The organism is Labrys wisconsinensis (genome assembly GCF_030814995.1).
GTDB classification, from domain to species: Bacteria; Pseudomonadota; Alphaproteobacteria; order Rhizobiales; family Labraceae; genus Labrys; species Labrys wisconsinensis.
This window is the reverse complement of record NZ_JAUSVX010000019.1, coordinates 147,221-165,495: the sequence shown is the minus strand read 5'-3', so window position 1 is coordinate 165,495 and position 18,275 is coordinate 147,221. Positions and strand designations below refer to the sequence as shown.

The window sequence follows — 18,275 nt, the reverse complement described above, 5'->3', positions numbered from 1 at the left end:
GCCATCGCCCGGGCGGTGTATTTCGGGGCCAAGGTGCTGATCCTGGACGAGCCGACCTCGGCGCTGGGGGTGGCGCAGACCTCGATGGTGCTGAAATATATCCACCAGGTGCGCCAGAACGGGCTGGGGGTGATCTTCATCACCCACAACGTCCGGCACGCCTATGCGGTGGGCGACCGCTTCACGGTGCTCAACCGCGGCAAGACGCTCGGCACCTATGCCAAGGCCGAGATCCCGATGGACGAGCTGCAGACCCTGATGGCCGGCGGCAAGGAGCTGGCCCAGCTCTCCAGCGCGCTGGGCGGCACCGTCTGAGCCGCGGCGCGCCGAGCAAGCCTGCAACCCGAGGAGGGAAACTGTCGTGGATCACCTTCGCGTCGCCGTCATCGGCGCCGGTTTCATGGGCAAGGCGCACAGCCTCGCCTGGCGCTCCGTCGCCGCGGTGTTCGGCCTGACCCCTCGGCCGGCGCTCGAGGTCCTGTGCGACGTCGATGCGGAGCGGACGGCGGCGAAGGCCGCCGAATGGGGCTTCGCCCGCACGACGACGGACTGGCGCCGGGTGGTGGAGGATCCCGCCATCGACGCGGTCTCCGTCACGACGCCGAACCACATGCACCGCGAGATCGCCGTGGCGGCGCTCGCGGCCGGCAAGCACGTCTGGTGCGAGAAGCCGATGGCGACGGCCTTGGCCGACGCCGAGGCGATGGCGCGGGCCGCGGCCGGCACGCCCGGGCTCGTCGCCGTCCTCGGCTACAACTTCGCCTGCAATCCGGCGCTGCTGCACGCTCGGCGCCTGATCGCCGAGGGGGCGATCGGCCGCATCGTCGACGTCCGCGGCCAGATCGACGAGGACTATCTCGCCGATCCCGAGCAGCCCTGGTCGTGGCGGCTGCAGAAATCCGAGGCCGGCTTCGGCACCATCGGCGACCTCACCGTCCACCTCCTGTCCATGATCCATCTCCTGGCCGGGCCGGTGGCCGAGCTCTGCGCCAGCGTCGAGACCGTCCATCCCACCAGGCCGCTGGCCGACGGCAGCGGCCGGCGCGCCGTCGACACCGACGATATCGGCCATGCCCTGCTGCGCTTTTCTTCGGGCGCGGCCGGCGTCATCGGCTCCAGCCGCATCGCCCATGGCCGCAAGAACGTCATCCGCCTGGAGATCCACGGCGACCGCGGCATGATCGCCTTCGACCAGGAGCGCTTCAACGAGCTGGAGCTCTACCTCGCCGAAGGTCCGCGCCCGACCCGCGGCTTCCGCCGGATCCTCACCGGTGCCGACCATCCGCCCTACGGCCAGTTCTGCCCGGCTCCGGGCCACCAGCTCGGCTTCAACGACCTCAAGACCATCGAGGCCGCCCGGTTCATCGACGCCATCGCCGGGCGCGAGGAACCGGTCTTCGGCTTCGCCGCCGGCCTGACGATCGAGCGCACCATCCACGCCATGGCGCGGTCGGCGGCGCGGCGGGCATGGGTGCGGGTGGAGGGGGAGGCGGGCTGAGGATGGGTGAGGTGCCCAACAGGGGCGGTTGAAGCGGGCTTGATCCGGCGACCGGATCGACGGTGCAGGCAGGACCGGCAACGCACGCCGCGTCTATGACGGTGAAACGCGCGTTCGCGTGGATGGCCGGGCATCAAGCCCGGCCATGACGGAACCGTTGCGGGTGAGGCACAACGGCAGCGTCATCCTCGACCGTCATGGGCGGACTTGTTCCGCCCATCCACGCGAACTCCGGTTGTGCAGGAAGAAGCGCCGGCTGATGTCGTTGCGAATATCGGAGCTGCCGTATTTTCCGTGAAATCGAATTTGATTTCGCTGGGGCACGGCCGGGACAAGCCCGTCGATCGCGCCCGCCCTTCGTCGGCTACCCCGCCGTCCACCCACCATCGACCCGCAGCGAGGTTCCCGTGACCAGCGCCGCGGCATCGGAGGCGAGGTAGACGACGGCGCCCATGAGGTCCTCGACCCGGCCGAGGCGCCCGAGGCGGATCTTGCTCAGCACCGCGGCGCGGAAGGCCTCGTCCGCCAGGAAGGGGCGGGTCATCGGTGTCTCGATGAAGGTCGGTGCCACGGCGTTGACGCGGATGCCGAGCGGGGCGAGCTCGATCGCCATCGCCTTGGTCAGGCCTTCGATGCCGTGCTTGGTGGCGCAGTAGAGCGTGCGGTCGGCGGCGCCGACATGGCCCATCTGCGAGGAGACGTGGATGATGCTGCCGCCGCGGCCGGCGGCGGCGAGACGCGACACCACTGCCTGGGCGACGAAATAGGCGGCCCGCAGGTTCAGCCCCTCGACCGCGTCATAGTCCTCGGGCGTCACCTCCAGCATGGGCTTCGGCCGGTTGGTGCCGGCATTGTTGACCAGGATGTCGAAGGGCGGCAGGGCCTCGAGCTCCGCGCGCACCGCCGCGACGTCGGTGACGTCGAGGCGGAGGGCCTGCGCCGCCCCGCCCTCGGCCCGGATCGCCTCGGCCAGGGCCTCGACCTCCGCCAGCGTGCGGGCGGCGGCATGCACCGCGGCGCCCGCCTGCGCCAGCGCCGCGGCGGCGGCGGCCCCCAGGCCGCGACCGGCGCCGGTGACCAGGGCGCGCCGGCCGTCGAGCCGCAGCGAGGGCGTGCGCGGTAGGCTCATTCCGCCGCCTGGGCATAGGGCACGTTGCGCCCGCCATAGCGTCGCACGCGGATATTGGCCTGCTCGGCATGGCCGAGGAAGCCTTCCAGCACGCAGAGCCGCGAGCAGTACTCGCCGACGAGGACGCTGGCCTCGTCGGTGAGGACTTTCTGATACGTGCAGGTCTTGAGGAACTTGCCGACCCAGAGCCCGCCGGTGTAGCGGGCAGCCCCGAGGGTGGGCAGCGTGTGGTTGGTGCCGATCACCTTGTCGCCATAGGCGACATTGGTGCGCGGGCCGAGGAACAGCGCGCCGTAATTGGTCATGTGCTGGAGGAAGTAGTCGGGGTCGCGCGTCATCACCTGCACGTGCTCGGAGGCGAGGCGGTCGGCCTCGGCCACCATCTCATCGTCGCTGTCGCAGACGATGACCTGGCCGTAATCCTCCCAGGCGCGGCGGGCGATGGCCGCGGTCGGCAGGATGGTCAGGAGCCGCTCGACCTCGGCCATGGTCTCCCGCGCCAGCGTCTCCGAATTGGTCAGCAGCACCGCCGGCGAATTCGGGCCGTGCTCGGCCTGGCCGAGCAGGTCGGTGGCGCAGAGCTCGGCATCGACGCTGTCGTCGGCGATGACGAGCGTCTCCGTCGGGCCGGCGAGGAGGTCGATGCCGACACGGCCGAAGAGCTGGCGCTTGGCTTCGGCGACATAGGCGTTGCCCGGCCCGACGAGGAAGTCGACCGGGGCGATGCTCTGCGTGCCCAGCGCCATCGCCGCCACCGCCTGGATGCCGCCGAGGATGTGGATCTCGTCGGCGCCGCCGAGCGCCATGGCCGCGACCACGGCAGGCGCCGGCCTGCCCTCGAAGGGCGGCGTCATCGCCACCACGCGCTTGACTCCGGCAACCTTGGCGGTGACCACGCCCATATGCGCGGAGGCGACCAGTGGGTACTTGCCGCCGGGCACGTAGCAGCCGACGGAGGCCATCGGGATGTTCCTGTGGCCGAGCACCACGCCGGGCAGGGTCTCGACCTCGACGTCGCGCAGCGCTGCCCTCTGGATCTCGGCGAAGCGGCGCACCTGCGCCTGCGCGAACGTGATGTCCTCGATCTCGCGCGGCGACAGGGCCGCGATGCAGGCCTCGATCTCCGCCTGCGACAGCCGGAAGCTCTCCGGCGACCAGGTGTCGAACTTTTGCGAGAGCTCGCGCACCGCCGCGTCGCCGCGGGCCGAGACCTCCGCCAGGATCGCCTCGACGCTCGCCTTGACGCGCTCGGCATCCGCCGCCTTGTCCGTGCCCGACCGCCCGGTCTTGAGTATGCGTGCCATTGCGCTTCCTCCAATGCCTTGGTTCAGAAGCCGACGGAGCGGAGATAGGCCAGGCTCGCCCTGGCGTCCTCGATCGGCGTCAGCGAGACCGTCGGGTCGATGTCCTGCTCGATGGTGGCCGCGCCGGCAAAGCCGGTCTCGCGCAGGGCGCTGGCGAGGCCCGGCCAGTCGACCACGCCGCGGCCGAGCGGACAGAAGACCTTCTGCGCGACCGCTTCGAGGAACGGCACCCGCTCGGCGACGACACGGGCATGGATCGCGCGGTCTATGTCCTTGAAATGGAAATACTTCACGCGGCTGGCATGGCGGCGGTAGAAGGCGACGGGGTCGATGCCGGCATAGGCCATGTGGCCGGTGTCGATGCACAGGCCGACCTTGGCGGGGTCGAGCGCCGCCGCCACCGCCTCGATCTCGTCCTCGAACTCGATATAGCAGCCGGCGTGCTGGTGGATCACCGGCGTGACGCCGCGGGCGAGGGCCATGTCGGCGATGCGCTCGATCAGGTCGAGCATGTGGCGCCGGCGCGGCGCGTCGAGGCGCTGCGCCAGGTCGGCCCGGCCGGCGGTGCGCATCCGCTCCTCGCTGATATGGTCGATGGTGACGAGATGGCGCCCGCCGACCGCCGCCAGCAGCGCCACCGTACGGGTGGCGACGTCGAGCACGTCCTCTCTCTTCGCCGGATCATGCAGCACCTGGAAGACGAAACCGGCGGCCACGGTGAGGCCGCGGCGCGTGAACTCGCCGTGCAGCCGCTCGGGCTCGGTGGGGTAATAGCCGTAGGGGCCGAGCTCGGTATGGCGATAGCCCGCCTCGGCGATCTCGCTCATCACCCTGTCCCAGGCCGGGTTCTTGGGATCGTCGGCATAGTCGACGCCCCATGACACGGGGGCGTTGGCGAGATTGATCGGCATGAGGGGCTCCGGATGCGGAAAGGGCCTGCGATGGCTCTGAACAGAGCGATGAGATGGTCGTAGCTCGTTTTGCATAGCTTTGCAATATTGGGCGCATCCTCGCAAGGCGTATACCGACGGTGGTCGTGTGGATGGGCGGATCAAGTCCGCCGATGACGTCGAGGTTCCCGTGCACGCACGGACGAACGCTCACGGCCGTTGCAGATCGGGCAGTCGTTCCACCAGTCTCTCTACGTCCCGGCGGCCGCCCTGCCGAGGCCGGTGCTCCGCACGCGGCCGCCGCTGCGATGCGCTGCGATGACCAGCTCGGCCAGGGCCAGCGACATGCGCGCTTCGTCCACCGGGCAGAGCGGCGGCGCGCGGCCTTCGGCCATGTCGAGGAAGGCGTCGAGCTCGGCCTCGTAGGCGGCGGCGTAGCGCTCGCGGAAGGACTCGTGCAGGGGCGGGCGGACGAAGCCGGCGCCGCCGGCCAGGGTGGCGTGGCGGGCCGGCAGGCTCGGGCAGGCGGTGAGCCCGAGCGAGCCGAACACCTCGATGCGCTGCTCGAAGCCATAGGTGCAGCGGCGCGAGGCGACGACGTGGCAGACCGGCCCGTCGTCATAGGCGATGGTGACGGCGGCCGAACCGTGATCGCCGAGGCCGGCGAGGGCGGGATCCTCGAAGGGGCGCAGCTCCGCCGTGACGCTGAGCGGACCATCGCCGAACAGCCAGACGATCTCGTCGAGGTCGTGGATCAGCATGTCGCGGACGATGCCGCCGGAATGGGCGATATAGGCGGGCGGCGGCGGCAGGCGGTCGCGGCTGACCAGCAGCGCGTGCTCGGGCCGGCCGATGCGGCCTTGGGCGACGTCCGCCTTGACCTCGCGCCGCGCCGCGTCGGCTCGGCGGTGGAAGCCGACCGTGACCGGCACGCCGCAGCCGGCGATGCGCTCGAGGCAGCGGTCGACGCGCGCCAGCGTCAGGTCGACCGGCTTCTCGCACAGCACGGGCAGGCGGGCCTCGACGCAGGCCTCGACATAGTCGGCATGGGTGCCGGTCGGCGAGGCGATGACGATGCCGGCGAAGCTGCCGGCGGCGAGCGCCTCGTCCAGCGTCGCGAAGGCCTGCGCGCCGTGGGCCGCGGCGATGTCCGCCCGGGCGGCGGGATCGGGATCGACCACGGCGGCGAGCCGGGCGCGGTGGGAACGGGCGATCGAGCCGGCATGGACGCGGGCGATGCGGCCGGCGCCGACGAGGCAGAGCGGTTGGACGGGCATGGCGGGACCTCGATGATGGTTGATCAGCCGCGCAGGGTCTTGCGGCGCTGCAGGGCGGTGCCGAGGGCGCTGCCGGCCAGGATGACGAGGCCGATGATGATCGCCTGGTCGTAGAAGGCGAGACCGATTATATCGAGCCCCTTGTCGAGCATGACGATCAGGGCGACCCCGGTGAGCGTGCGCACCAGGCCGCCTTCGCCGCCGAAGACGCTGGTGCCGCCGACCACCACCGCGGCGATCACCTGCAGCAGGATGTTGTCGCCCAGCACCGGCGAGCCGGAGCCGAGGCGCAGCACCGCCAGCATGGCGGCGATGCCCGCGGCGGTGCCGCCGAGGACGTAGAGCGCCGCCTTGACCCGGTCGACCGGCACGGCGTTGAACAGCGCGGCACGCTCGTTGGCGCCGACGAGATAGATCCAGCGGCCGAAGACGCTGCGGTGCAGGACGAGCAGCGCCACGAGGAACAGCGCCGCGGCGATCAGCAGCAGCACGGGAACCCCAGCGAGCCGCAGCCGCCCGAAGGCGGTCGCTGCCGGCGGCAGGCCGCCGACCGAGGCGCCGTGCGAGGCGAGGAAGGCGAGGGCGCGGGCGGTGAGCATCACCGCCAGCGTGTGCACGAAGGGGGTGAGGCGCAGGCGCACGATGGCGACGGCGTTGACGACGCCGACGGCGGCTCCGACCGCCGCGCCGGCGGCGCAGCCGAGCGCCACGCTGCCGCTCTCCTTCATCGCCATGGCGCCGAGCACCGAGGCCAGGCTCATGGTGGCGCCGACCGAGAGATCGATGCCGCCGGCCAGCATGATCAGCGTGGCGCCGATCGCGGCGACCAGGAGCGGCGCCAGCACCCGCGCCATGGTGTCGAGGTTGACCACGGTGCCGAAGCCGGGAACCGTCAGCGCGAAGGCCGCGAAGACGAGGACCGCCACCGGCAGCATCGGGATGCCGGCGAGGCGGTCGAAGGCCGCGCGGGCTTGCCCGGCGGGAGGGCCGCCGGGCGCCCGGGTCTGATGGTCGGGCGTCGCCACGCTCATCGCGAGCCTCAGTTGGTGGCCGGGGCGCAGCCCCAGACCTTGGACGCCTTCTCCTGCACGTCCGCCGGCGTGTAGGCGGTGCCGGCGAGGAACAGGGTGCGCTGCGGGATCGGCTCGCCCTTGGCGGCCTTGACGGCGGCGGCGACCGCGGCCTCGGCCATGTCGCCGACCGGCGTGGCGAGGTCCATGTCGATGAAGCCGTCGCGCACCGCCTGGCAGCCGGTCGGCGCCCCGTCGATGGAGACGATGGCGAGGTGGCCGGGCTCGCCGACCTTCTTCTTCAGCCCGCGCTTCTCCAGCACGGAGAAGACGCCCTGCAGGCCGATATTCCAGGGGGAATAGATGGCGTTGAGGTCGGGATGGGCCTGGAGGGCATTCTCGGTGCCATCGAGCGCCTTCTCCGGCTTCCAGTCCGTCGGCACCTGCGCGACGATGGTGACGTTCTTGTGCGCGGCCAGCACCTCGTCCAGGCACTTGGAGCGGCGGATGCCGTTATCGTTGGACAGGCCCCCCTGCAGCTCCAGCAGCTTGAAAGGCTTGCCGTCCGCCGCCTTGGCGAAGAATTCGCCCGCAGCCCTGCCGTCGGCGCAGGGATCGCCGCCGACATGGAAGTCGACCGCGCTGAGGTCGGCCGGCGCCTGGTCGAGCGTGACATAGGCGACATTGGCGGCATGGGCGGTGGCTGCATCGTTCACCGCTGCCTGGATGTCCCAGGGAATGGCGACGATCGCCTTCACCCCCTGCGAGATCATGCTCTCGATCTGCGAGGCCTGGCGCTGGGCGTCCTCCTGGGCGTTCTGGAACACGATCCGGACGCCGTGGCGGGCAGCGGCGGCCTCGATCGCCTTGAGCTCGCCCTGGCGAAAGGATTCCATCTTGTCGAAGGAGACGCCGATGGTGATGTCGTCGGCGCGGGCGGCCGGCGCGACGACGGCCGCGAGCGCGGCGGTGAGCGCGAGGAGGATCTGACGGTTCATGCGTTTCTCCCTGGGTTGGGGCGATGCGGGTCGCCCGGCGGCCGCCGTTCCGGCTGGCCGAATCTGCAGTCCTATCCCGCGGCGAGGCCGGCCCGGCCGCGCCGCGACAGGGCGTCGAGCCCGACCGCGCCGAGCAGCACGCCGCCGCGGATGACGTCGTAGACGAAGGGATTGGCCCCGATCAGGTTGAGGCCGTTGCTGACCGTGGCCAGCACCAGCGCCGCGATCACCGAGCCGAAGATCGAGCCGCGGCCGCCGAACAGGCTGGTGCCGCCGAGCACGACCGCGGTGATCACCGTGAACTCGAACTGCCAGCCGAGATCCGGGTTGATGGCGCCGACCCGCCCGACCACGATCAGCCCGGCCAGCGCGGCGGTGAGGCCGGCGAAGCCGTAGACCGCGGCCATCACCAGGCCGGTCGGCAGGCCGGTCTCGCGGGCCGAGCGCTCGGCTCCGCCGACGGCCAGGATGAAGCGGCCGAGCGAGACGTGGCGCAGGAACAGCGCCGTGGCGAGGGCCAGCGCCAGCACCGCGAACACCGGCGCGCCGATGCCGAAGGCGAGGACGCCGCGGCCGAAGGCGCGGATGGCGCCGAACACCAGCATCTCGTTCGAGCCGGTGACGTGCAGCGCCAGGCCGCGATAGAGCGTCAGCGTGCCGAGCGTGGCGATCAGCGGGCTCAGCCGCAGACGCAGGATCAGCACGGCGTTGACGACCCCGAGCAGCGCGCCGGCGATGAGCGCCACGGGGTAGACCAGCCAGCCGGTCTGCGTGGTGTAGGCCATCTCGCCCGGCGCGCCGGCGACCGCCACCGCCGTGACCAGGGCGAGGTTCATGCCGGAGCCGACGGAGAGATCGATCCCGGCGGTCATCACCACCAGGGTCATGCCGACCGCCGCGGCCGCCACGGCCGAGGCCTGCATCACCAGGTTGGCGAAATTGTCGGCCTGGAAGAATCGGTCGCTCAGCGCCGAGAACACGGCGAGGAGCAGGGCGAGCACCAGCAGCAGCGAGCCGTCCTGCAGGCCGCGGGCCGCGATGGCGCGCGGCAGGAATGCGCGCAGGCCGGTCATGGCGCCGCGTCCTCGCCGGCGGAGGCGATCTCGACGATCGCGGCGGCACCGGTCTGTCGGGGATCGACGGTCGCGGCGAGCCGTCCCTTGTGCAGGATGGCGATGCGGTGCGACAGGGCGAGGAGCTCGTTGAGGTCGGAGGAGATCAGCAGGACCGCGACGCCGGCGCGGGCGAGCTCGACCACCAGGCGATGGATCACGGCGCGGGCGCCGATGTCGACGCCCTTGGTCGGCTCGTCCAGGATCGCCACGGTCGGGCCGGCGGCGAGCCAGCGGCCGAGGATGACCTTCTGCTGGTTGCCGCCGGAGAGGGCGGCCATCGGCGCGCCCGCACCGGGGTGGCTGACGGCGGTGCGGCGCAGCACCTCGCCGACGAGGGCGCGGTCGGCGGCCGCCTCGATCAGGCCGAGATGGCCGGACACGCGGCCGAGCAGCGCGGCGGCGGCGTTCTCGGCGACGGAACGGCCGAGGAAGGCCTGGTCGCGCCGGCGGTCCTCGGAGACCAGGACCAGGCCGCGCTTCAGGCTTTCGCGCGGCGAGCGGCCGTCATAGGCCAGGCCGGCGAGGCGGACGCGGCCGGCGGCGGGCCGGAGGCCGACGATGGCCTCGGCGATCTCGCTGCGCCCCGCGCCGACCAGCCCGGCGAGGCCGAGGACCTCGCCGGCGCGCAGATCGAAGCTGACGCCGTGCACCATGCGGCCGTCGTCGAGATCCTCCACCGCGAGCAGGGCGGGGGCGCCGGCGGCGACCGGCGGCAGCGCCGCCACCGCGACGTCGAGGGCGCGGCCGGCCATCAGCGTGCCGAGGGCCCGCCGGTCGATCTCGGCCGGGGTGCCGCCGCCGACCATGCGGCCGTCACGCAGCACGACGATGCGGTCGGCCAGGGCATAGATCTCGTCCATGAAATGGGTGACGTAGAGGATGGCCAGGCCCTTCGCCTTCAGCCGGCGCACGACGGCGCCGAGATGCTCGCGCTCGGGCGCAGTCAGGCTGGTGGTCGGCTCGTCCAGGATCAGGATGCGCGAGGAGGCGGCGATCGCCTTGGCGATCTCGACCAGCTGGCGCTGGCCGATGGAGAGGCTCTCCACCGGCGCATCCGGGTCGATGGCGCTGTCCAGCTCGCCCTCGAGCAGCGCCCGCGCCCGTGCGCGCCGACCCTTCCAGTCGACCCGGCCGAAGGGGCGCGGGCGGTTGCCGATGAATAGGTTTTCAGACACGGACAGGTTCGGGAACAGGCTGAGCTCCTGGTGGACGACTCCGATGCCGAGCGCCTCGGCCCGGCCGCCGTCGAGCCGGTCGAAGCGCTCCCCGGCCACGGTGATGCTGCCGCCATCCGGCCGCAGCACGCCGCACAGGATGTTCTTGAGGGTCGACTTGCCGGCGCCATTCTCCCCGACGAGCATGGTGATCTCGCCGGATTCCATGCGGAAATCCACGTCCTTCAGGACAGGCACGCCGGCGAAGGCCTTGGACAAGCCACGCACGTCGAGGGCCGGCGCAGGGGCGCCGCGGACGGCCGGGCCTAGGGCAGCCATGGATCCCTGCATCGTTGCCTCGCCCTCCCGTGCGCCCCCGGCGGGCTGCTTCCGGCCTCATTGGACTTGACAGTAGCAAAAATGATTAGCTATGCAAATCGAAACTTGAGACACTGATGCCATGGCGTCGAAGCGTGGCAACCGGTTGGGCGAGACGCGGCGGTGCCAGACTGCCGCGACGCCGGTGTCTTCCCTCCCCCTTGTGGGGAGGGATAAAGGGTGGGGGTCGTGCAGAATGGAGTGGGCGGGCTGCAAAGGGCGCCTACGCTGTGCGTCGCGCCCCGTTCTGATGGACCCCCACCCCTCACCCCTCCCCGCAAGGGGGAGGGGAGCGGCGGGCGTCGCGGTCTGACGATCATTGCGTACCGGTGCGCTGTAGGAAACCCGCGCCCCAAAGGGAGGACGATAGTGGCCAAGCGGCTGAAATTCTACGCAGTGACGCATGACATCCTGGGCGACGTGTTCTGGGAGGTGTTCCGGCGCGGGCTGATCGACGCCGCCGATCGCTACGACGTCGATGTCGAGCATCTGCGCCCCGGCAAGTTCTCGCCGGAGATCCAGGCCGGCCTGATCGAGGGGGCGACCCATGCCCGGCCCGACGGGCTGATCTCCACCGTGCCCGACATCGGCGCGGTCGACGGCCCGCTGCGCCGGGCGGTGGCGGCCGGCATCCCGCTGATCTGCATCAACGCCAAGGATCCCCGTCCGGCCGGCGAGCGCATCCCCTATCTCTTCTATATCGGCGGCGATGACGGCCATGCCGGCGAGTTCGCCGGGCGCTACGTGCTGGAGAAGGTGCGGCCGCGCGCGGCGCTCTGCGTCGACCATTATCTCCACGAGCACATCTGCCATAATGACCGCTGGCAGGGGTTCCGGCGCGCCTGCGAGGCGGCCGGCGTGCCGGTCGAGCGCCTGCGCATCCCTGGCGGCGACCCGGCCGCCTGTGCGAGCGCGGTGCGCGAGCGGCTCGAGGCCGCGCCCGTCATCGACGCGGTGCTGACGCTCGGGCCGCCCGGGGCCGAGGCGGTGCTGGCCGGCAGCGAGGGCCTGTCCGGCGGGCGGCAGGTCCCGCACCTCACCTTCGACGTGGCGCAGCTGCAGATCGACGGCATCCGGTCGGGGCGGATCCTGGCCACCATCGACAGCCAGCAATATCTGCAGGGCTATCTCTCGGTCGAGGCGATGTGGCTGCACAAGGCCAGGGGCTTCACCCTCGCCTCCGACATCCATACCGGCCCGGCCATCGTCGACGCCTCCAATCTTGCCGCAGCCGAGGACGGTGTGCGGCGCGGCTACAGGTGACAGCCATGACGGACAACGCATCCTCCGCCGCCCCGCGGCCGATCAACCATGTCGGCGTCGGCGTCGCCGACCTCGACGCCGCCATCGCCTGGTATGGGCAGGTGCTCGGCTTCCGCCTGATCTCGGGGCCGAACGAGATCCGGGCCGAGGCGGCGTCCGGCGCCCAAGCGGTCGACGTGCTCGGCCCGGCCTTCCGCCACATGCGCATGGCGCACCTGACCAGCGCCAACGGCGTCGGGCTGGAGCTGTTCCAATTGATCGACCCGCCGCACGAGCGCCGGCCGGACACGGTCGAGTTCTGGAAGAGCGGCTTCTTCCACATCTGCGTCACCGACCCCGACATCGACGCCCTCAGCGCGAAGATCGCCGCGACGGGCGGGGCCGTGATCTCGAAGCTGTGGATCGAGCGCGGCGAAACGACGGAGTACCGCATGTGCTATTGCCGCGATCCCTTCGGCAACGTCATCGAGATCTACACGCACAGCTACGAGCTGATGCAGGGGCACCGGTGACTTCAGCATGGATGCGGTAGCATCGGTCGTCCCGGCGGTCGTCTGCTTCGACGCCAGCGGCGTGCTGTTCACCAACGGCACCCGCATCCTGATCGAGCGCCTCGCCACCGAGACCGGTGCGGACAGGGCGGCGCTCTCCACCCTGTTCTCCGGCCCGGAGAGCTGGGCCCTTCGCCGCGGCGAGATCGAGGCCGGGGCGTTCTGGGCCTGGATCGGCCCGCGCCTGCAGGCCGCGACCGGCCTTGATGCGGAGATGATCCGCCGCGCCTGGCTCGCCTGCTTCGAGCCCCATCCCGGCATGGTCGTCCTCCTCGAACACCTCGCCGCCGCCGGCTTCGCGCTCGGCGTGATCGCCGAGACCACGGCCGAGCGCGCTGCCGACCTCGAGCGCCGTCTCCATCTCGACCGGCTGCTGCAGCACCGTTTCCTCTCCTTCGAGCAGGGCGCCGACAAGCGCGATGGGGCGCTGTTCGCGCTCGCCGCCGCCGCCCTGCCGGCGGGCGTGCCCCGCATCATGGTCGAGGACGAACCGGCCAGCGCCGCCTTCGCCGCTGCCGCCGGATTCATCAGCCTGATCTACCGCTCGGCTGCGGGGATCGCGGAGGACCTGCAGGAGCTCGGGTTTTCGACGGACCTCGGCCGGTGAGGTGAGAGGGCGGAGGGGGCGGCGGGACCCTCGCCGTGCGATGAACCCCTATCCATTCCATGCCGGCCCGTCCGCGGCATCACTCTCCCTCCGATGCTGCGGCAAAATGCGCATGTCCCTGGTCTCGCTGCAATTTGCATAGCAATGCAAAAACTGTTACGCCTGCTTCGAGCCGGCGCGGCCGAGGGCCGCGAGCGACAAGCGGCAACCCGCGACCGGCCATTCCCAGGAGGCACGTGCATGGCGAGGCTGCGTTTCGGCATGATCGGCGGGGGCTACATGGTCAAGCTGCACAGCCTGGCCTTCCGCAACCTCCCAGCCCTGGCCTGGCCGGACTGCCCGGCGATCGAGCTGGTGCGGATCGCCGACATCGACGAGCGGTTGGCGCGGGACGCCGCCGATCGCTGGGGCTGGTCGAAATCCTCGGCGGACTGGAAGGACGTCACCCGCGCCGACGACATCGACGTGGTGAGCGTCGCCACGCCCAATGACAGCCACGAGGAGATCGTCGCCGACGCCTTCGCCCACGGCAAGCACGTGCTGTGCGAGAAGCCGCTCTCGACCGACGCGGCGGGCGCCGCGCGCATGCTCGACGCCGCGCGCGCCTCGGGGCGGGTGCACATGGTCAACTTCACCTATCGCAACTGGCCGGCCATCCGGCAGGCGCGCGACGTGATCGCCGCGGGCCGGATCGGCGCGGTGCGCTATTTCGAAGGGCATTTCTTCCAGGACCACAACAATGACGATGCGGTGCCGCTGCACTGGCGCTTCCGCCGCGGCCCCGCCGGCTCGGGGGCGGCGGGCGACATCGGCTCGCACATCCTCGACCTCGCCCGCTACCTCGTCGGCGACGTCAAGCGCCTCGCGGCGCGCACCCGTACCTTCATCCCCGAGCGCAGCCTGCCCGGCCGCCCCGGCGTCAAGGCGCCGGTCGAGGTCGACGACCTCGTGACGACGATGCTGGAATTCGAGAACGGCGCCGTCGGCTCGGTCCATGCGAGCTGGGCCCTGCCGGGGTTCAAGAACGACGTGTTCTTCACCGTGGTCGGCGACCGCGGCGCGCTGCGCTTCTCCTGGGAACGCAACAACGAGCTGCATTTCTATTCCGACGAGGACCCGCAGGATCTCGCCGGCTATCGCCAGATCCTGGTCGGCGGCGTTCATCCCGGTGCCAACCTGTTCTGGTTCCCCATCGTGCAGGGCAGTCGCGGCCAGGGCTCGCCGGGGCAGGGCATCGGCTATGCCGAGGCCTTCGTGCTCAACGCCCGGCAGCTGGTCGAATCCATCGCCGTCGGCCGCTCGCCGGCGCCCAATTTCGAGGATGGCCTGCGCTGCTGCGAGATCCTCGACGCGGCGCTGGCGGCCGCCCGCGGCGACGGCTGGGTCGACGTGCCGCGCCTGCGCTGATCCGCTCCGTCCCCCCTGCAGGAAAGACCGAAGCCATGATGTCCGTCGGCATATTCACCGGCTACTTCCCCTACGGCCTGGACGAGACGATCCGCCGCATCAAGCAGCACGGGTTCACCAACGTCCAGCTCGACACCGCGTTCAAGGACCTGGTCCTGCGTCCCGGTCCCAAGGCCGTCGACGACTGCCGGCGCGTGGCGGACGCCTTCCGCGACGCCGACCTGCCGATCTCCTGCATCGCCGCCTACAAGAACCTGACCCATCCGGAGCCGGCGACGCGCCAGGCCTATATCGACCACGTCAAGTTCGCGCTCAAGCACGCCCGGCTGCTCGGCACGCCCTATGTCGCCAGCGAAGCCGGCACCTTCAACGCCGACAGTGACTACATTCCCGATCCGAAGAACCAGACCGAGGCGGGCTATCTGGAGTGCCGGGCGATCCTCGCCGAGCTCGCCCGCTATGCCGAGGACCACGGCGCCGTCTTCCTCCTGGAGACCTATGTCAACAATGTCGTCGGCACGATCGAGCGGACCAACCGCATCGTCGAGGAGATCGACAGCCCCGGCTTCGGGCTGATGATGGACCCGACCAACTATTTCGAGGACCACAATATCGATCGCATCGACGAGACGCTGAACCGGATCTTCGACGCGCCGCTGGCGGCGCACGTCAGGTGCGCCCATGCCAAGGACGTGAAGCGGGCCGCGGACGCGGGCGAGAAATATGCCGAGATGGACGCCTCCAGCGCCCACAGCTTCCGCGGCATCGGCGCCATCGAGATGCCGGGCCCGGGCCTGGGCGACCTCAACTATGCGCTCTATCTCAAGCGGCTGAGCGAGCGGCATCCCAACATCCCTCTGATCATCGAGCATCTGGAGGAGGCGGACGTGCCGCGCGCCAAGCGCTTCGTCGACGAGCAGCTGAAGCGCGTCGCCGCCTGACGCGTCCCATCACATCGGGAGGGCTCCATGGCCATCGAGATCCGCGACCATGCCGGCAGGCCAGCCGTCCACGGCCGGGCCGCGGTGAACGGCGTGCGCCTGCACTACGTCACCGCCGGATCCGGGCCGCCGCTGCTCCTGCTGCACGGCGTGCCGAAGACGGCCTCCTACTGGTATCGGCTGATCCCGCTGCTGACCCCGCATGTCACCGTGGTCGCGCCCGACATCCGCGGCTTCGGCGAGTCGGAGAAGCCGGCCGCCGGCTACGACATGGCCACGGTGGCTCAGGACCTGGCGCAGCTGATGACCGCGCTCGGCCATGACACGTTCTGCGTCGCCGGCGAGGACTGGGGCGCGGCCTTCGCCTATGCGCTCGCCGCGAGCGAGAGGCGGCGGGTCAAGAAGCTCTCCTTCGGCGAGATGCTGCTGCCCGGCTTCGGCATCGAGCTCTGGTCCTTCCTCAACGAGGAGAACGTCGCCTCGATCCACTGGTCCTGGCACGTGAACTTCTTCTTCCTGCGCGACGTGCCGGAAATGCTGATCCAGGGACGCGAGGCGATCTTCTGGTCGACCTGGATGAAGAACGAGACCTTCAACCCGGCGGCGCTCTCGGACGAGGCCGTGGACGAATGGGTGCGCAGCGCCTCGGGGCCGGGCGGGCTGCGCGGCATCTTCGCCGTCTACCGCGCCCATTTCGAGAATATCCGCCTGACCCGCGAATGGGCGAAGGAGAAGCTCGACATCCCTGTGCTGGCGATCGGGTCGGACTATTTCATGAAGGACGAGCCGCGGCGCCAGATCGGCAACGTCGCGAGCCATGTCGACTATGTCGAGATCGAACGCTGCGGCCACAGCATGGCGCTGGAGCAGCCGGAGGCCCTGGCCGAGGCGATGCTGCGCTTCCTGCGGTGAGGGGGCCGCGGAGGCTCCTCATCGGCTCCGCCCGGCGACGTAGCCGAGGCCGAGCAGGCCGTCCTGGTCGCCGGGCTCGCCGAGGGTGAGCATGGCGTCCCAGTCCTGGCCGAGGTCCCAGACGGCCCGGGCGCAGAGCTCCGCGAGCAGCGCTCGATAGGGCTCGCCCATCGCGAGGGCAAAGCCGCCGAGCAGGATGAAGCGCTCGACGCCGACCATGGCGTGCAGGCCGGCGACGGCGTGCGCCAGCGGCGCCGCGGTCTCGGCGATGCGCGCCCGCGTCCAGGGATCGCCAGCATGGAAGGCGGCGACGATCTCGGCCGTGGTCGGGCCGGCCGCCGCGGCACGGCGCAGATGCGCCTCGACACCCCGGCCGGAGGCGATGCCCGCGAGATGGCCGCGGCCGCCGCACTGGCAGAGCGGCGCGTCCGGCCGCATGTCCATGGCGAAATGGCCCATCTCGCCGCCGCGCCCGCCGGGGCCGACCACGGCGCGCCCGTCGAGGAACAGCTTGTTGCCGACGCCCGAGCCGACATTGACCAGGCAGAAGTCCCGGAGCCCCTCGGCGACATAGCGATAGCCGCAGGCCGTGACGTCGTTGACCACCACGACATCAGGCGCCCGCAAATGGGCGCGCACCAGGGCGGCGACGTCGACCGGCCGGTCGCGGCCTTCGCCGAGGATGGTCGGGGAGGAAAGGGCGATCCCTTCCGGCGACACCGGGCCGGGATAGCCGATCCCGACGGCATCCGGGGCCTCGGCGCCGAGCCCCACGGCCAGCTCGGCGAGGCGGCGGCCCAGCCGCTCCAGGATGGTCCCGGTGTCGGCCGCGGGCTCGGTAACGAAGCTCGGCGTCGGCGCCCGCGCCTCGCGAAGGACCCTATGGCCGGCGGGGTCGTAGAGCCCGGCGCGGATGCTCGAGCCGCCGATCTCGAAGGTGAGGATCATGGCCGCCTCGCAAAGCTGCCGGCGAAGCGGGGATCGGGGCGGCCGGAGACCCCGGCATCGACGGCGAAGATATGCCCGGCCAGCGGCTGGCTGCGCAACGCCGCCTCGTCGAGGAGGTGGCGCGCGGTGGTGACGAACAACGTGCGCCCGTCCCGCCCGCCGAAAGCGAGAGACGTGACCTGGCTGACCGGCAGGGCGATGGCCCGGTCGATGCGCCCGTCCGGGGTGTAGCGCACGATGCGGCCGCCGCCGAACAGGGCGCCCCACAGGCACCCCTCGTCGTCGACCGCGGCGCCGTCGGGCAGGCCGCCATAGCTCGCGAGGTCGACGAGGATGCGCCGGTTCGTGGGCACGCCGTCGTCGAGGTCGTAGTCGAAGGCCGAGATGGCGTGGCGGCGGGTGTCGGCGAAATACATCGTCCGGCCGTCCGGGCTCCAGCACAGCCCGTTCGGGACGATGACGTCGCCGAGGAGCGGTGTCAGCGACAGGTCCGGATCGAGCCGGTACAGCGTGCCGTCGGGCTCGCGCACCGTCTCGTTCATCGTGCCGGCGAGGAAGCGGCCGCGCGGGTCGACCTTGCCCTCGTTGAAACGCATGGCCGGGCGCCCCGCCTCGGGCGTGGCGAACGGCATATAGGCACCGCCGTCCAGGACAAGACGGCCGATGCCGGTCTTGGTGGCGGCGAGCCAGCTGCCGTCAACACAGGGCGCGATGCTGCCGATCGCCTCGCCGAGCGGCCAGGACGCAGTCTCGCCGGTCTCCGCCCGCCAGCGGTGGACGAGGCCGGCGGGGATGTCGACCCAGTGCAGGGTCCGGCCGGCGGGCGACCAGATCGGCGATTCCGCCAGCCGGCAGCCGCAGGCGATCAGGACATCGGGCGAGGAGGGCATGGG

The 18,275-nt window shown here is 71.1% G+C and carries 18 protein-coding genes; 8 read left to right on the top strand and 10 right to left on the bottom strand.

What is annotated here, in order from left to right:
• Together QO011_RS35180 and QO011_RS35175 are read left to right on the top strand one after the other, a co-directional pair.
• Positions 1 to 315 (top strand): P-loop NTPase family protein (locus tag QO011_RS35180; RefSeq protein ID WP_503129061.1); only part of this gene is annotated, 315 nt, incomplete at its 5' end.
• Between the two features lie 46 nt (positions 316 to 361).
• Entirely contained in the window at positions 362 to 1,498 is a 1,137-nt protein-coding gene (locus QO011_RS35175) for a Gfo/Idh/MocA family protein (RefSeq protein WP_307282951.1), read from the top strand.
• Between the two features lie 364 nt (positions 1,499 to 1,862).
• On the opposite strand, the gene QO011_RS35170 is transcribed toward QO011_RS35175, so the two are convergent.
• From QO011_RS35170 to QO011_RS35135, 8 genes are all read right to left on the bottom strand, one after another.
• Complete coding sequence (locus tag QO011_RS35170; RefSeq protein ID WP_307282948.1) at positions 1,863 to 2,627, bottom strand: SDR family NAD(P)-dependent oxidoreductase; 765 nt, start codon at positions 2,625 to 2,627, stop codon at positions 1,863 to 1,865.
• Positions 2,624 to 3,931, bottom strand: a complete 1,308-nt coding sequence (hisD, locus tag QO011_RS35165) for a histidinol dehydrogenase (RefSeq protein WP_307282945.1) — start codon at positions 3,929 to 3,931, stop codon at positions 2,624 to 2,626. The genes QO011_RS35170 and hisD overlap by 4 nt, the downstream gene beginning before the upstream one ends.
• 23 nt (positions 3,932 to 3,954) lie before the next feature.
• A complete protein-coding gene (locus QO011_RS35160; RefSeq protein ID WP_307282942.1) occupies positions 3,955 to 4,842 on the bottom strand; it encodes a TIM barrel protein in 888 nt (295 codons plus the stop codon).
• Between the two features lie 230 nt (positions 4,843 to 5,072).
• Entirely contained in the window at positions 5,073 to 6,098 is a 1,026-nt protein-coding gene (locus QO011_RS35155; RefSeq protein WP_307282939.1) for a Gfo/Idh/MocA family oxidoreductase, read from the bottom strand.
• A 23-nt stretch (positions 6,099 to 6,121) separates the two neighbouring features.
• Positions 6,122 to 7,129, bottom strand: a complete 1,008-nt coding sequence (locus tag QO011_RS35150; RefSeq protein ID WP_307282935.1) for an ABC transporter permease — start codon at positions 7,127 to 7,129, stop codon at positions 6,122 to 6,124.
• Positions 7,130 to 7,137: 8 nt separating this feature from the next.
• Positions 7,138 to 8,106 carry a sugar ABC transporter substrate-binding protein gene (locus QO011_RS35145; RefSeq protein ID WP_307282931.1) on the bottom strand — a complete coding sequence of 323 codons (969 nt, stop codon included), beginning with the start codon at positions 8,104 to 8,106 and terminating at the stop codon, positions 7,138 to 7,140.
• 71 nt (positions 8,107 to 8,177) lie between these two features.
• Entirely contained in the window at positions 8,178 to 9,179 is a 1,002-nt protein-coding gene (locus QO011_RS35140; RefSeq protein ID WP_307282928.1) for an ABC transporter permease, read from the bottom strand.
• A complete protein-coding gene (locus tag QO011_RS35135) occupies positions 9,176 to 10,714 on the bottom strand; it encodes a sugar ABC transporter ATP-binding protein (protein ID WP_307282925.1) in 1,539 nt (512 codons plus the stop codon). Before QO011_RS35135 ends, QO011_RS35140 begins: the two co-directional genes overlap by 4 nt.
• Positions 10,715 to 11,122: 408 nt before the next feature.
• Between QO011_RS35135 and QO011_RS35130 the strand changes: the two genes are divergently transcribed.
• From QO011_RS35130 to QO011_RS35105, 6 genes are all read left to right on the top strand, one after another.
• Positions 11,123 to 12,016: a sugar ABC transporter substrate-binding protein gene (locus QO011_RS35130; RefSeq protein WP_307282923.1), complete on the top strand. Its 894-nt coding sequence runs from the start codon at positions 11,123 to 11,125 to the stop codon at positions 12,014 to 12,016.
• 5 nt (positions 12,017 to 12,021) lie between these two features.
• A complete protein-coding gene (locus tag QO011_RS35125) occupies positions 12,022 to 12,528 on the top strand; it encodes a VOC family protein (protein ID WP_307282921.1) in 507 nt (168 codons plus the stop codon).
• Positions 12,529 to 12,535: 7 nt separating this feature from the next.
• Positions 12,536 to 13,174, top strand: a complete 639-nt coding sequence (locus QO011_RS35120; RefSeq protein ID WP_307282920.1) for an HAD family hydrolase — start codon at positions 12,536 to 12,538, stop codon at positions 13,172 to 13,174.
• Positions 13,175 to 13,414: 240 nt separating this feature from the next.
• Positions 13,415 to 14,581 carry a Gfo/Idh/MocA family protein gene (locus tag QO011_RS35115; protein ID WP_307282918.1) on the top strand — a complete coding sequence of 389 codons (1,167 nt, stop codon included), beginning with the start codon at positions 13,415 to 13,417 and terminating at the stop codon, positions 14,579 to 14,581.
• Between the two features lie 35 nt (positions 14,582 to 14,616).
• On the top strand, positions 14,617 to 15,522 hold the full coding sequence (locus tag QO011_RS35110; protein ID WP_307282915.1) for a sugar phosphate isomerase/epimerase family protein: 906 nt from the start codon (positions 14,617 to 14,619) through the stop codon (positions 15,520 to 15,522).
• Between the two features lie 27 nt (positions 15,523 to 15,549).
• Positions 15,550 to 16,434, top strand: a complete 885-nt coding sequence (locus QO011_RS35105) for an alpha/beta fold hydrolase (protein ID WP_307282912.1) — start codon at positions 15,550 to 15,552, stop codon at positions 16,432 to 16,434.
• Between the two features lie 18 nt (positions 16,435 to 16,452).
• Here the strand turns inward: QO011_RS35105 and QO011_RS35100 are convergent, their stop codons facing one another.
• Together QO011_RS35100 and QO011_RS35095 are read right to left on the bottom strand one after the other, a co-directional pair.
• The gene (locus QO011_RS35100) at positions 16,453 to 17,382 is read right to left on the bottom strand and encodes an ROK family protein (protein WP_307282909.1); all 930 of its coding nucleotides are present in this window, start codon (positions 17,380 to 17,382) and stop codon (positions 16,453 to 16,455) included.
• Positions 17,379 to 18,272 carry an SMP-30/gluconolactonase/LRE family protein gene (locus QO011_RS35095; RefSeq protein WP_307282907.1) on the bottom strand — a complete coding sequence of 298 codons (894 nt, stop codon included), beginning with the start codon at positions 18,270 to 18,272 and terminating at the stop codon, positions 17,379 to 17,381. The genes QO011_RS35100 and QO011_RS35095 overlap by 4 nt, the downstream gene beginning before the upstream one ends.
• Positions 18,273 to 18,275: the final 3 nt, after the last annotated feature.

Bases quoted from the DNA above. Each gene is read 5' to 3' on its own strand.
- QO011_RS35170 (WP_307282948.1), bottom strand. From the start codon at position 2,627: ATGAGCCTACCGCGCACGCCCTCGCTGCGGCTCGACGGCCGGCGCGCC.
- hisD (WP_307282945.1), bottom strand. From the start codon at position 3,931: ATGGCACGCATACTCAAGACCGGGCGGTCGGGCACGGACAAGGCGGCG.
- QO011_RS35160 (WP_307282942.1), bottom strand. From the start codon at position 4,842: ATGCCGATCAATCTCGCCAACGCCCCCGTGTCATGGGGCGTCGACTAT.
- QO011_RS35155 (WP_307282939.1), bottom strand. From the start codon at position 6,098: ATGCCCGTCCAACCGCTCTGCCTCGTCGGCGCCGGCCGCATCGCCCGC.
- QO011_RS35150 (WP_307282935.1), bottom strand. From the start codon at position 7,129: ATGAGCGTGGCGACGCCCGACCATCAGACCCGGGCGCCCGGCGGCCCT.
- QO011_RS35145 (WP_307282931.1), bottom strand. From the start codon at position 8,106: ATGAACCGTCAGATCCTCCTCGCGCTCACCGCCGCGCTCGCGGCCGTC.
- QO011_RS35140 (WP_307282928.1), bottom strand. From the start codon at position 9,179: ATGACCGGCCTGCGCGCATTCCTGCCGCGCGCCATCGCGGCCCGCGGC.
- QO011_RS35135 (WP_307282925.1), bottom strand. From the start codon at position 10,714: ATGGCTGCCCTAGGCCCGGCCGTCCGCGGCGCCCCTGCGCCGGCCCTC.
- QO011_RS35125 (WP_307282921.1), top strand. From the start codon at position 12,022: ATGACGGACAACGCATCCTCCGCCGCCCCGCGGCCGATCAACCATGTC.
- QO011_RS35120 (WP_307282920.1), top strand. From the start codon at position 12,536: ATGGATGCGGTAGCATCGGTCGTCCCGGCGGTCGTCTGCTTCGACGCC.
- QO011_RS35115 (WP_307282918.1), top strand. From the start codon at position 13,415: ATGGCGAGGCTGCGTTTCGGCATGATCGGCGGGGGCTACATGGTCAAG.
- QO011_RS35110 (WP_307282915.1), top strand. From the start codon at position 14,617: ATGATGTCCGTCGGCATATTCACCGGCTACTTCCCCTACGGCCTGGAC.
- QO011_RS35105 (WP_307282912.1), top strand. From the start codon at position 15,550: ATGGCCATCGAGATCCGCGACCATGCCGGCAGGCCAGCCGTCCACGGC.
- QO011_RS35100 (WP_307282909.1), bottom strand. From the start codon at position 17,382: ATGATCCTCACCTTCGAGATCGGCGGCTCGAGCATCCGCGCCGGGCTC.
- QO011_RS35095 (WP_307282907.1), bottom strand. From the start codon at position 18,272: ATGCCCTCCTCGCCCGATGTCCTGATCGCCTGCGGCTGCCGGCTGGCG.